Annotated in this window: 12 protein-coding genes; 5 read left to right on the forward strand and 7 right to left on the reverse strand. The window is 51.0% G+C overall.

What is annotated here, in order from left to right; all coding sequences use genetic code 11:
- Positions 1-34: 34 nt before the first annotated feature.
- A complete protein-coding gene (locus CVV44_16325) occupies positions 35-853 on the reverse strand; it encodes a thioesterase family protein (GenBank protein ID PKL37200.1) in 819 nt (272 codons plus the stop codon).
- A 200-nt stretch (positions 854-1,053) separates the two neighbouring features.
- Between CVV44_16325 and bfr the strand changes: the two genes are divergently transcribed.
- Positions 1,054-1,524 (forward strand): bacterioferritin, encoded by a 471-nt coding sequence (bfr, locus tag CVV44_16330; GenBank protein PKL37201.1) that lies wholly within the window; start codon positions 1,054-1,056, stop codon positions 1,522-1,524.
- Here bfr and CVV44_16335 read toward each other — a convergent pair whose 3' ends face one another.
- Positions 1,525-1,917 carry a hypothetical protein gene (locus CVV44_16335; protein PKL37202.1) on the reverse strand — a complete coding sequence of 131 codons (393 nt, stop codon included), beginning with the start codon at positions 1,915-1,917 and terminating at the stop codon, positions 1,525-1,527.
- Between the two features lie 61 nt (positions 1,918-1,978).
- On the opposite strand from CVV44_16335, the gene CVV44_16340 reads away from it, so the two are divergent.
- Positions 1,979-4,537, forward strand: a complete 2,559-nt coding sequence (locus tag CVV44_16340) for a hypothetical protein (protein PKL37203.1) — start codon at positions 1,979-1,981, stop codon at positions 4,535-4,537.
- A 74-nt stretch (positions 4,538-4,611) separates the two neighbouring features.
- On the opposite strand, the gene CVV44_16345 is transcribed toward CVV44_16340, so the two are convergent.
- A complete protein-coding gene (locus tag CVV44_16345; GenBank protein PKL37204.1) occupies positions 4,612-4,866 on the reverse strand; it encodes a zinc/iron-chelating domain-containing protein in 255 nt (84 codons plus the stop codon).
- Positions 4,863-5,816 (reverse strand): hypothetical protein, encoded by a 954-nt coding sequence (locus tag CVV44_16350; GenBank protein ID PKL37205.1) that lies wholly within the window; start codon positions 5,814-5,816, stop codon positions 4,863-4,865. The genes CVV44_16345 and CVV44_16350 overlap by 4 nt, the downstream gene beginning before the upstream one ends.
- A 247-nt stretch (positions 5,817-6,063) precedes the next feature.
- Here CVV44_16350 and CVV44_16355 point away from each other — a divergent pair, with 247 nt between their 5' ends.
- The gene (locus tag CVV44_16355; GenBank protein ID PKL37206.1) at positions 6,064-6,912 is read left to right on the forward strand and encodes a hypothetical protein; all 849 of its coding nucleotides are present in this window, start codon (positions 6,064-6,066) and stop codon (positions 6,910-6,912) included.
- A gap of 176 nt (positions 6,913-7,088) precedes the next feature.
- Positions 7,089-8,636 (forward strand): hypothetical protein, encoded by a 1,548-nt coding sequence (locus CVV44_16360; GenBank protein ID PKL37207.1) that lies wholly within the window; start codon positions 7,089-7,091, stop codon positions 8,634-8,636.
- Between the two features lie 62 nt (positions 8,637-8,698).
- Here the strand turns inward: CVV44_16360 and CVV44_16365 are convergent, their stop codons facing one another.
- Complete coding sequence (locus CVV44_16365; GenBank protein ID PKL37208.1) at positions 8,699-9,835, reverse strand: hypothetical protein; 1,137 nt, start codon at positions 9,833-9,835, stop codon at positions 8,699-8,701.
- Positions 9,836-10,034: 199 nt separating this feature from the next.
- Between CVV44_16365 and CVV44_16370 the strand changes: the two genes are divergently transcribed.
- Positions 10,035-11,030 (forward strand): hypothetical protein, encoded by a 996-nt coding sequence (locus CVV44_16370; protein PKL37209.1) that lies wholly within the window; start codon positions 10,035-10,037, stop codon positions 11,028-11,030.
- Positions 11,031-11,114: 84 nt separating this feature from the next.
- On the opposite strand, the gene CVV44_16375 is transcribed toward CVV44_16370, so the two are convergent.
- Together CVV44_16375 and CVV44_16380 are read right to left on the reverse strand one after the other, a co-directional pair.
- Positions 11,115-11,483, reverse strand: a complete 369-nt coding sequence (locus CVV44_16375) for a hypothetical protein (GenBank protein ID PKL37210.1) — start codon at positions 11,481-11,483, stop codon at positions 11,115-11,117.
- A 37-nt stretch (positions 11,484-11,520) separates the two neighbouring features.
- Complete coding sequence (locus CVV44_16380) at positions 11,521-12,204, reverse strand: hypothetical protein (protein PKL37211.1); 684 nt, start codon at positions 12,202-12,204, stop codon at positions 11,521-11,523.
- Positions 12,205-12,240 lie beyond the last annotated feature (36 nt).

The raw sequence follows: 12,240 nt of genomic DNA on the forward strand, positions 1-12,240 counted from the left end.
AGTTGTAAAGTGAGGATTATCTTTAAAGCGACAATCAGTTTTTCCTGAAGAGGGAAATCTGCCTTGATATGGCCACAAGCTCTCCGCTAGTATCCCAGAGTTCCCCGTCCTCTTCGCAGATCCCATGGCTCACGAAGCGTGTTTTGAATACGGCCCGGAGTGCCTCGTCCCCCGCGGGGATGCTTCTCACGTTGAGGCTGAATTCGATTGTTGGAACCCAGGCCACGGGTCCCTGGCTCACGAATACGGGGGGAGGGAATGCATCGGTAAACAGGGAAACGGACATGAGGTCATGGTCTCTTTTCTCCTTGAACGAGATCCAGCCCCGGTGTTCCGAAACATCGGTAAGACTCCCCTTCATCCATCCGGCGCAGCAGGGATCGAGAAGTATATCCATGTTGTCGTAGAGCGTATAATTGGGAATGCTCGGGATGAGGAAGCATTCTTCGGGCGGCGCGAGCTCGGGCGGTCCCGATTCAAAGCGTTTGTCCATGCCGTTGTTTTTCGGATCAATGAACGTTCCGCAGGCCCGGACTTTTTCCGTACCATCCTGGATAATGCGTGCCTGTATGCGGTCGAACTGGCTGGATTGCGTTATCCTGTCCACGGCGATGACGGCGGGGCCCGGCTTGCACCGCGAGATGAAATTCGCCGTGATGATGGGCGTGGATTTTTTCTCGCTTACGTGGTCCATGGCTGCGGCCAGGAGAGCGATGAGGTAGCCGCCATTGGGTGCTCCGTTTATGAGCCACCTGTCGGATATGACGGCATCATATACGCCATCGGTGTTTTTTACCAGGTTCATGTCACTGTCAAAGGAATGCATTGATATCCTCCATGTTGAAGTACTCATAAACTGCTGTTCAGATTTGGCAAGAAGAATATTTTGTTATGCCCCCTAAATCCCCCAAAGGGGGACTTTTAAATATTTGCACAAAAAGTATATTAGCCGGGGGCAACGACTCTCAAAGTGATGAGGAGAAAAATCGGGTTGACTTTCGGCTGGAAACAGGTATGATCAATACCATCATATATCGCTAAAAGGAGAAAATAATGAAAGGTAATGAAAAACTGATCAGCGCATTGAACGTTCTGCTTGCCGATGAACTTACGGCCATCAATCAGTACATGGTGCATTCCGAAATGTGCGATGACTGGGGATATGAAAAACTCCACAAGCATTTTGAAAAACGCGCCATCGACGAGATGAAACATGCCGAGATCCTCATCGGACGGATACTTTTTCTCGAAGGGACTCCCACGGTGTCGACCCTGAACAAAATTCTCATCGGCGCTAACGTGCCGGTTCAGCTGAAAAACGATCATACCGCCGAGGAAGGAGCCATCAAGGCCTACAATGACGCCATCGTACTGGCCGGCGAAGTTCGTGACTACGCCACCCGCGACATCCTTCAGCAGATTCTCAATGATGAAGACCAGCATATGGACGACATCGAAGGGCTCCAGAGCCAGATCGAACAGATGACGCTCCCGGTGTTCCTCACCACGCAGGTCACGGAGTAATCACACCTGAAAAGGGGAGTGGCCGGTGCGCACGTCACTCTGAAAATTTCGGGAGGGGCAGGATAGGGGCACGCCGTCATGCATCGCGGATATACCGGGGCCCGGAGACCCGGCGATATACGTGCTTTGCCGCTTCGCCCGATAGGGTTTCGGCGTACCTGTATCACCCTCCTCTTGAATTTTTAAAAGCTCAGTCCGACCAAAACCATTTTTGTATATTCTATTTTGCAGCCAATATTTTTCCCTGTGAAAACAAATGCGGTTCCCATGCCGGTACTCGTGTGATGCCATATAAATCCTGTTTTTTACAAACGTTAAAAATAAAACCGTCTCGACGGTTTTTATCTTGACATTGTTTTTAAAGTGTCTTATTCTCATGATAGAAAAAACCATCAATGGAAATCAGTACTTTTTGATGGTATATAAATAATCATATATCAATTTGGAGGCGGCAATGGGATCGAAGCGGTATTTATTTATAGCTTTCCTGTCTTTCCTGCTCGCATGGGGAGTTTTTACCGGCAGGGCAATGGCCACGGAACAGCTTGATGATTCAGTCAAGACAGAGGTTGAGAATGAATTGAAAAAGGCCGGGATCCTGGGATGTACGGTAGATATCAATGTGCGCATCGATGTTCCCGAATCGGAGAACCCCTACCTTGCTGAATCGAAATACGCAGAAGACGAAAAAGAAGCCTCACTCTGGGCGCTGGTTATAAAACCGAAACGGGTCCTTACCCAGGGACCGCAGCCAACTATATTCATGGCCACGGCCTACCGGCGTGAGATTATGGGCATGCTTGTCATCCCCATGATTTCTTATGGTTACAATGTAGTGGTCTGTGATATGCGCGGTACCGGTTCTTCCGAAGGTCACTGGAACACCATGGGATTCATCGAATCCTATGATGTGAAATATATAATAGACGACTGGATTCCTGCCCAGTCCTGGTCCGACGGCTCCATCGGCATGGTGGGCCCTTCCTATATGGGCATCCTGCAGATGCTCGTGGCGGGCCTCGTGGATTGTGATGCGCAGGGGAATCCCATACACTTCAAGGCCAGTATAGCTCAGGTTCCCTACAGCGACGTCTACGCCGATATCGCCCTCCACGGCGGAAACTTTGACCTGGAATTTATCACTTTCTGGATTTTGCTTACTGAAGGCATGAGCTCTATGCCCGGCCTTATCTTTCTCGGGGAGGACGCACAGCTTCCCTATCCCTTCATCGCCAAGGACCTGGCGGACATTCAGGAGGGTGTTGACGAGTTGCTGGCTTCAATAAATCAGTTCCCGGAACCGCTCGTTGATCTCATTCTTGAGTCCAACAACGACATGCGCAGTGAGGAGTTCCTCCAGAAATCACCCTTCATATTCTGGCCCGATAAGCCCGCAGGCGGCTGGGACGTGGGCATCCGCGACGAGGGAAAGCGGGTTTACCCAAAGAATCTCCCCACGGTTATAACGGGAGGATGGTATGATATATTTACCCGGGGATGCCTGAACCAGTACACCTACGGACTGAAAAATCACTCGGCGGCCGACAAGGCCCTTATCGTGGGTGAGTGGTACCATATCGACGGTTCCATGGGCCTGGGAGTCAACAGCTTCATGACTGGCCAGTTCTATGCACGCTGGTTCAACTGGAAGATCCGCGGCAAACAGGACCCCTTCATGGCGGAGTACCCCGTCATGCTGCGCGTCATGGGAGCCGAGCGCTGGCGTGCCGAGAAGGAATGGCCCCTGCCGGAAAGCCGTGTGGAGCATAAAAGTCTTTTCTTTTCCAAGAAAAAAGCGGAGCCCATTGCCGGTGATGAGTTCACGGAGAACAAAGACTTTTTCGGCATAATCGGCAAGGGCGAAAACCAGATATATTCCCTGGAATGGGACCGCGCGAAGTGCGATCTGGCTTCGGCCAATCCCGTCATGGAACACACGGCCAAAGCCGGTGACTTCCACGGTGAGAGTTCACGCTCGGCAGCGCGGTGGCTTATGGGTATCCCCGCCCTGGTGACACAGGTTTCGAAAAACCTCATGGGAGTAAATATCGGCAACGGCAAATATTTTGAGGATGAGCGCAGCGACGACTGGAAAATCCCCACCTTTACCTCGGAGCCCCTTGAAGAGGACGTGGAGATCGTTGGTCCCGTAGCCGTCAGGTTCTGGGCACGCACCACGTTCAAAGACAGGTCAGACGCTCTTATCGCCACACAGGATGCAATGATCGATCTGCTGGGAAATCTGCTGGGAATTGATACCAGCACCGAGATTCTCAACCGCACACTTTTTGACGATGATGTTCAGTTTGTGGGAGAACTCTGTGACGTGTTCCCCGACGGCCGTGCCAGGGGCATCAACTCGGGCTGGCTCAGGGCCTCGCATCGTCAACGCGACAGGGACGAGTCCATGTTTGCCACTGAGCATGCCGTGGACCCGGACTATAAGCCCTTCGACCCTCTATACATCGAACAGGATTTTGATCCCGAGCTTATCGACGAGGGCGAACTTTATGAGTATGTCATTGAACTGTGGCCCAGCTGTAATGTATTCAAGAAGGGACATCGTATACGTGTGACCCTTACGGGTTCGGACTGGCCGCACCTGCTTCCCATACTGGTACCGTCTTCGAATGAAATTGTTATAGATGAAACCCATGTTGCCCGTGTTGATTTCACCACGACCAACACGAAGGATGAGGGAAAGACCTGGAAGTGGTTGACCGAAACAGGATACAATTACGCCTCTTTCAATGAATACCTGGTTAATCATAAGGAGACAGTTTCTTCGGCAGGAACTGAAGATTCTGAAACCGATGCTGCTTATGTCGGCGTTGATACGGAAAGTTCCATTGCGAACGACTCCAGCGGCGGATGCGGTTCTTCCGCCGGTGCATCGGTCTACGCGGGAGGGACCAGTTCCATTCTGCCGGGCATGATGAACCTTCTTGTCACCATGCTTATTCCCCTTGCTTTCATTGCAGTCCATCGCCGGAGAAGACGCAGACGCGTCTGATTTTCCCGCCACGTTCCGGTCACTGAAGCGGTCCCGATCAATAAGCGGATTGCTTCAGTGACATATCTCTTTATTTATGGACGCGTCAGCGTCTCAAGTTCCGTCAGGTATGCCATGGCCTCGTCAAAATCACGGCCGCACATTTCTGCTGCCGCGTGCAGGTTCCGGCAGACCGGCGGATAATCGTCCCTGTCATGGATGGCGCAGATATTGTTACCGGCAAGATGAAGGCACCGCATGCCTGCCGGTTTGCCGTCAGGCATGTCCGGAATGGGAGAGGAGATTGATATGGCGATGCAGCATGCGCCGCAGCCTGGCCTGCATTTCATAGGTTTGCATTGAGACTGTTGATGGCCAGCTTTGCCGCTCCCAGGGGGGCGAATTTTTCCTGGTCCCGCAGCGCAATATACTCGATATTTTCCTTCATGCCCGGCAGCGCCCTTTCATTGACCACCTTTTTGATCCGGGGGATCAGGAGTTTACAGGCCCCTGAAAGCCCGCCGCCCAGGATTACCGCTTCAGGATTGAAAATATTCACCAGGTTGGCCATGCCGATACCCAGAAATGTGGCAATTTCATTTATGGCGTTTTTTGCCAGGTCATCTCCCCCCAGGGCCTGCTCATACACAATTTCAGCCGTGAGAGTATCGTCCTTCAGGTGTTGTTTAAGAGTTGTATCTTTGTGCTTCTTTGCATGTTCCTTCACGTATTCCATCAGGGCCGTGGCCGATGCATACCGCTCAAGACAGCCCCTGTTGCCGCAGGAGCATTCCTTCCCGTCGTAGGAAATGGTCATGTGGCCAATTTCCATGGAGCTGCCTGACCGGCCAGTGTACAGGTTGTTGTCTATTACAACGCCGCCGCCTATTCCCGTACCCAGTGTGAGCAGCAACCAGTTCCGGTATTTTTTTCCCGGTCCCTGCCACCAGGTTCCCACTAGAGCGGCCGTAGCGTCGTTTTCCAGAAACACGCGCAGTCCCGTGACCTTTTCAAAGCGTTTTACCAGGGGATAATTATTCCAGGCCTTTACATTGGGGCTCAAGATGACCGTCCCTTTCTTGCGGTCTATGGAGCCGGCGGCCCCCACACCCATGGCCTTGATGTCAATCTTGGAAACCGAAGCCGAGGTGGCCAGGGTTTCGATGATGCCGTAGATGCTCTTCTCGATATTTTCAGCCTTGTCTTCCGTGGGTATTGATTTGAAAGAAAGAATTTTTCCCGATTTTTCCGTCAGCACGCCCTTGATGTTGGTGCCGCCTATGTCAATGCCAATAAACATATGATCCTCGTCTCACATAAAAACTCCAGAATAATTGAAATTACCTATATTATTCGTAAAGCTTTTTTTACCGGAATGGTCAATAAATAGACATTCAGGTTACGACAGACTGACAAAATATTACTGAACAAAAAATAGAATATGTCTGATATGTGTGGCAGCCCATGGTCCTGGCGTACAAAAATATAGATTGACACATGCCCGTTGAATGGCCGAGATTATTCAATTTACCTGAAAGGAAAAACGAATGACTGAAAAACGAATAGACCTCCATACCCATACCACGGCTTCGGACGGAATAGTGACACCATCGGGGCTCATCGACTTTGCCCTGGAGAATCATATTGAAGTCCTTGCCATAACCGATCATGACACCGTTGCCGGCCTGCCCGAGGCCATGGAACGCTCCGTTAACAGGAACATCATTCTCATTCCCGGTATCGAATTCAGCGTGCAGTGGGACAGGGGAACATTCCATATCGTGGGTCTTTATATCGACCATGAAAACGGGCCGTTGCGAAGCAGAGTGAACTGGCTGGCGGAGCGTCGTTCTTCCAGGGCCCAGCGTATTGTCGAAGACCTGGACGGGCATGATATCCGCATATCCTTTGACGAGGTCCTGGATGAGGCCCGCGGGGGTGTAGTGGGCAAGCCCCATATTGCCAGGGTCCTGGTTCGTCACGGCTACGCTTCGAATACAAAGGATGTTTTTTCCCATTTTCTGGAGAAGGGGAAGCCTGGATATGTGCCAAAGGAGAAAGTAACATACGAGGAGGCCATCGCGCTGATAAAGGGTGCCGGCGGTATCCCCGTGTTGGCCCACCCGGGGTCCCTGGAGTACAGTGATTATGATGATTTTGAGAACATGCTCCGGCAGTTCATGAAGGCGGGCCTGGAGGGTGTAGAGGTGTACTCCGAAATGCACAGTGCCGGGGATGTCTCGGCTTTCCATGATATCGCCACAAGGAATAATCTCCTCATCTCAGGCGGCAGCGATTTTCACGGCGACAAAGAGGAGAAGATAGGATATTATGCACCGGAGAATCCCATTCCCTTCGGCATATATGAGGCTCTCGTCAGATACAGGATGCCGTAAGGGCCCGGCAGTATTATCCCCCATTATTCCATTACTTTTTTTGTCTGAATTTATCAATCCAGATGACAGAATCCTATTGTTCAATTACTATACGTCCCGACGGTATTAAAATACGACAAATGATTGATAGCCTGGCGCTGCATGCGAAGGTATCATTATGACGGATGGAGAAGTGCATGAAAACAATGAGATTTTTTCCTCTTTTCTGGGTTCTTTTTATCCTTTCTTCTTTTATAAGTTGTGATATGGGCGCCGGCGATACTGATAAGGAAGTTCGGCAGCGTCAATCCATAGCAACTGTCGCAGATGACGGTTATGAACCGCCCCAAAACCCCTTTCTCGCCGATTCTCCCTGGCCCATGAGCCACCGGAATCCCTACTGTCAGGCCTCTTCTCCCTATCCGGGACCGGAGAGCGCCATGTATAAAAAATTCGGCGATTATCTGCCGGGTATGCCGGGACTCATCACCATGGCCGTTTCCGGAAAATATGTCGATGGAAGCCGCGTCATCTGGGGGAACAATGTAACGCACGTTTTTAAAATCAGCGCCGAGGGGGAAATCATTTCCTTTATAGATACACAGCTCAAGGATAGTGAGGGTAGCGCAGGCCTGGTCGAACGGGCCACTTCCGGTGCCTATACGCTCGTGGACTGCGAAAACATATTCTATGTTCCCGATTTCACGCGCATCGTGGCCTATGGTGATTCAGTCGCAGATGATCCTCTTTCCGAAGTGGAGAAAAAGCGACACTATGAAATACCGGAAGAACATCTCCGCGGCGACGACCGCATCGTGGGACTCGTCATTACCTGGGACGGTATGCTGGCCTGGGCCACCAATACGGGGACCGTGGCTGTTGTATCGCGGAACTTTGACAGGGCCGTCTATCTGCATCTCGGCGACGGTGAGGAAATATCCAACTCAATCGCCTGCGACGAAAAGGGCGGCATTTATGTCGTCACCGGCAAAATGATGTACCGGGTTCAGTGGACCGGATCGGAGCTTACCATCAACGATTCGAAAGGCGGCTGGAGCGCGAATTACGAAACGGGGAATGGACAGTCGGGAATAAGGCTGGGGGCCGGTTCCGGTTCAACACCGACCCTCATGGGCACGGGCAGGAAAGACTCCTTCGTGGTTATCACCGACGGCCAGGACCTGATGCACCTTGTGCTTTTCTGGCGTGATAAAATTCCTGCAGACTGGCGGCAAATACCCGGTACAAAGGACCGTCGTATTGCCGCCCAGGTTCCCGTGACCTTCGGAAACCCCGATGCCCAGATTTCCCTGTCTGAGCAGTCCGTCTGTGTCAGGGGATACGGGGCTCTGGTAGTGAACAATCTCATGAAGGTTGACCTGGGCAGCCAGATGTTGAATATCCTCGCGTCGGGAATCCCCGGTATAGCCCCGCGTGGCGCCGAAAAATTTCAGTGGGATCCCGCGGCAAGAAAGCTGGTAAGCGTGTGGGCAAACCGGGAGATATGCCTGCCCAATGGTATTCCCGCCATGAGCGCCGCAACGGGGCTTATCTATGACGTGGGCTACCGATTTCCTTTTTGGACCATGGAGGCCCTGGACTGGGAAACGGGAGAAGAGGTCTTCCACGGTGTTCTTGGACCCACGGCCATATTCAACAGCGGATATGCCGCCACGGAAATCGGCCTCGACGGATATCTCTTTTCCGGGACGGTACTGGGGATGGTTCGTGTCGGTGAAGAATAACGATAAACAAAAATGAGGGCCATGCCGGCGGGTACTGAAAAGACGATTGTCTGTACTGCGAATTACAATTCAAGGTTTTTCCGGTACCTGGCCGGAGACATGCCGGTATATTTTGTAAAGGCATCATAGAATACGGAGCGCGTATTGAAACCAACGCCAAAGGCAATGGAGAGGAGGGAACGGCCGGGATGGGCCTGCATCAGCTCTTTTGCCTCCTCTATGCGATATCTGTTTATGAAGCTGTTAAAGTTTTCCTTCAGGTGATTGTTTAAAAATTCCGAGAGCTGGTGGGCAGATATAGAAAGGAGATGGGCCAGCCGGTGCAGGGTCAGGTCCTCGTCGCAGTATATCTTGTCTTCCTCCATGAGTTCCATGAGGCGCGCCTTGAGCGTGTGCATGTCGATGCCGTGCATGATCGATCTTTCATAGCTGTTTTTCCGGACGGCCCGGGAAACATCGTGCAGCAATCCGGGATGATTTTGCATGGCAATAAAACGATACATAACATGGAAGCTCAGCAGAACAAAGGCCGCAGTGATGAGGGCGCCATTTCGCAGCACTATCCCCGAGATGAGCAGTACCAGTGTCATAATAAAAATTACCATGAGGATGAAGGCCTGCCGGTATTGCGCGCCGGTGATTTTTTTAGTCACCACCGAATATATCCTGAACTTGACGAAGAGGACTATCACATATGCCAGTATGATGACCAGGGAACTGAAGTGGAAAAATTCAAGGAAGCGGCCGGCCTGTAGTGCATGTACCGCCTCTATAAGGAGATTGTTGTCCGTCAGGGGGGCAACAAATATCAAACATGAAAAAATAACGGCAAGAAACGCCGGAATAAAATGGAAGAGGTTCTTTCTGTTCATGCTGAATCCGGGGGTAAAAGCAAGCATATAAAAAAGATATGCCGAAGGCCCCACGATGAATTTCACCCAGGTAATGGGCCGCAGACTCAGGTCCGGGACCAGCCGGGAGTAGGTAACCAGGTAGTACTGCTGCAGCAGTATGATGCCGACGCACGCATCTATAATAAAGAGCAGGATATTTCTGAGCCGCCCCTGTTGCTGCATCAGGGGCAGAATCGACTGTATCAGAGAAAGGGCTCCGCCGAAAAAGATAAACAGGCGGGGGATATCCTGTACTATGGATGCATTGTTTGTCATGATTTCCAGGCCTGTTGTTATATCCATCATGGGAATAATACTCCTGTTCTTTGCGGCTAACCGGAATATTTTCTGCACGGATGAAATAATCTGTCAATGCTATTCCGGGTTTGCTTGTTGAATTCAGCTCCATGTTCACTTTTGCAGGGTAAAGAAGTGATTGACTTTTAGTTCTCGGGAAAGCCATATAGACTGATAGGATGAATAACTTTTTATCGGGGAATGACACATGAATAACAGGATCATTATCGGTATTCTTCTTTTCCTGATTCCGCAATTGCTGTTTTCTCAGAAGGCCAGTGAGTTCATGCCGGGAAAACCCGGTACCTGGAAGGTGGAGAGCACCCTGGGGAAGCTTGGCGGGACCGAGAAAGCGAACTATGAAAAAAATCTGACCGCCGTTGCCGAATGGTTTCATAAAAACAATGCCGTGATGAAGGCGCCAAAGGGGTTCGACCTGAAAGCCGTTATTTTTGGCATGTACGATGATAATTATAAAAAGCGGTCGTGCAATTACGGCCTGCGGAGTGAAATTCGTTTTGACTTTGAACTATTTCTGAAGGAAAAGGGAAAAGAAGGGAAGTGGACCGTAGAGCCTCCACACTGGACACTTCAGATCAATAATACCGCTTCGGGGCACGGTACAAACTTCTGTAATTACGAAGGATACCAGGCTCAGGTTGATGATCCATCTCGCGAGGCCCCCCTTAATAAAGCCATTGCCGATCTATGCGACCTCTTTGCCGTTTTCCCCCTGGAGCGTGAAATAGCGCCGGGAGTCAGGCTTTATGGTGACGGGAACCTCGTTGTTTTCAATCCGGACAGGCCGCCATACTGGGTACCCGTTAAGGTAAAGGAGGTGCTGGAATTGAAACTGGCCTATTACCGCATACGGCGCAACGATAAAGATCTGTATGATTATATAAAAGCTGCTTATGCCAGGATGAGTTCCGAAGAGCTGCTGGCACCGGCTTACGAAGGCAGCGAGGACGGAATTATTAAAGTGAACGGTCAAAAAGATGGTTTGCAGATAATGCGTTTTAACAAGGAATACTGGAACCGGTCACTGCCCACGACGGCCGTGCAGTTCATGACCGCATACTATATCCCCATGTCCGACTCCGAAATGGAAGAGTCTACGGCGAACAACGGGCATCCCCCGTATTCCCGGCTGGCCATGAAGGAATTGAACCTGGCGGGACTTGCCGCATTGATTAGCCGATAGTAACGCCGTAAGCGATGAACGGCATCCACAGGATCAAGCCGGAGTGAAGCATGTCGTTGACGGAAAAGTCCATGCGTATCAGGATTACCGGTAACACTCCACCATGGTTTTAAAGATTTGCAGGAACTTCGTCACCTTTCCGGCGTCTCCGTCGAGCTTCAGGGAACCGTCTTTAATGGCATGCATGATGGCTCCCGGTTTCATCTTTATCATGTAGTGATACCCGGCCCCGGCGTCCTTCCATATGAGGGAAAAATCCGGCACGGAGCCGTTCCCCTTTTTTGATGAGATGGTTCCCCCGGTCCATGCATAGTGGCGCGCGTTTTTATCGTCGGCGGTTCGTATAACCATGGACAGGTCCAGGTCCTCTATGAGGGTCCTGAAAGACTCGTACTTCCATGCGGTAAAGCGCAGCAGGATGTAAAAACCGTATAATAGAATAGAGAATTTCATGATGGATTCCTTCCTTGTTTAAAAATTGTGGTATCGATTATCGTATATACTGTCCTGTCCACATGGCTAGAAGGGACTGTTTGAGATCATATTTAAGACCGGTGTAGTTTTCCCTGTTTTTTCCCGCCAGATCCCGTGCCAACTGCAGAGTTGAAGGCATCAATTCTTCTTCGGGATATATGGCTGTGATCACATTGTTATTCAGGCACTCAACGCCTTTCCACTGTGCCCCGGTCAGTACTAGATGTTGAACCGCATGAGGGCTCGGTATGTTATTGATGACCGCCATGAGCGTGTCGCCCAAGGGCATGCCGTAAGTCACCTCGGGCAGGCAGAATTTTGCCCGGTCGTTTCTCATGGTTCTGAAATCCATGGATGCGGCCAGTATGGCCCCGCCGGCGAAGGCATGTCCCGTGAGACATCCCACCGTAGGCAGGTTCAAAAGGCTGGCGCGCAGGAAGGTGCGCTTGAATTCATGGAGAAAAGTTCGCCGATCTTCATCGCCCTGGCCGGCAAGCCACTGGAGGTTGATACCATTGCACCAGAATTTCGCACTGCTGCTGGTCAGTACCAGGGCCGCATTTCCCGGGGTTTTCTCGATTTCATCAAAGAGCAAGTTGAGTTCCTGCAGCATGCCCGTGGTGATGGTATTGGCATTCGCGTCATCGGTCATGGTGATGATGAAGACGCTCCCGTCTCTTTTAAAATCCATGTATTCCATAATGGCATTCCTGGCTATAAGGTCTCGGATCGCCGG

This window comes from Spirochaetae bacterium HGW-Spirochaetae-1, assembly GCA_002839375.1.
Classification (GTDB): Bacteria; Spirochaetota; UBA4802; order UBA4802; family UBA5550; genus PGXY01.

What these genes read in the sequence shown, in the direction of transcription:
- CVV44_16340 (PKL37203.1), top strand. Translation starts at nt 1,979, where the DNA reads ATGGGATCGAAGCGGTATTTATTTATAGCTTTCCTGTCTTTCCTGCTC.
- CVV44_16345 (PKL37204.1), bottom strand. Translation starts at nt 4,866, where the DNA reads ATGAAATGCAGGCCAGGCTGCGGCGCATGCTGCATCGCCATATCAATC.
- CVV44_16355 (PKL37206.1), top strand. Translation starts at nt 6,064, where the DNA reads ATGACTGAAAAACGAATAGACCTCCATACCCATACCACGGCTTCGGAC.
- CVV44_16380 (PKL37211.1), bottom strand. Translation starts at nt 12,204, where the DNA reads ATGGAATACATGGATTTTAAAAGAGACGGGAGCGTCTTCATCATCACC.
- CVV44_16325 (PKL37200.1), bottom strand. Translation starts at nt 853, where the DNA reads ATGAGTACTTCAACATGGAGGATATCAATGCATTCCTTTGACAGTGAC.
- CVV44_16370 (PKL37209.1), top strand. Translation starts at nt 10,035, where the DNA reads ATGAATAACAGGATCATTATCGGTATTCTTCTTTTCCTGATTCCGCAA.
- CVV44_16365 (PKL37208.1), bottom strand. Translation starts at nt 9,835, where the DNA reads ATGATGGATATAACAACAGGCCTGGAAATCATGACAAACAATGCATCC.
- CVV44_16335 (PKL37202.1), bottom strand. Translation starts at nt 1,917, where the DNA reads ATGGTTTTTTCTATCATGAGAATAAGACACTTTAAAAACAATGTCAAG.
- bfr (PKL37201.1), top strand. Translation starts at nt 1,054, where the DNA reads ATGAAAGGTAATGAAAAACTGATCAGCGCATTGAACGTTCTGCTTGCC.
- CVV44_16350 (PKL37205.1), bottom strand. Translation starts at nt 5,816, where the DNA reads ATGTTTATTGGCATTGACATAGGCGGCACCAACATCAAGGGCGTGCTG.
- CVV44_16375 (PKL37210.1), bottom strand. Translation starts at nt 11,483, where the DNA reads ATGAAATTCTCTATTCTATTATACGGTTTTTACATCCTGCTGCGCTTT.
- CVV44_16360 (PKL37207.1), top strand. Translation starts at nt 7,089, where the DNA reads ATGAAAACAATGAGATTTTTTCCTCTTTTCTGGGTTCTTTTTATCCTT.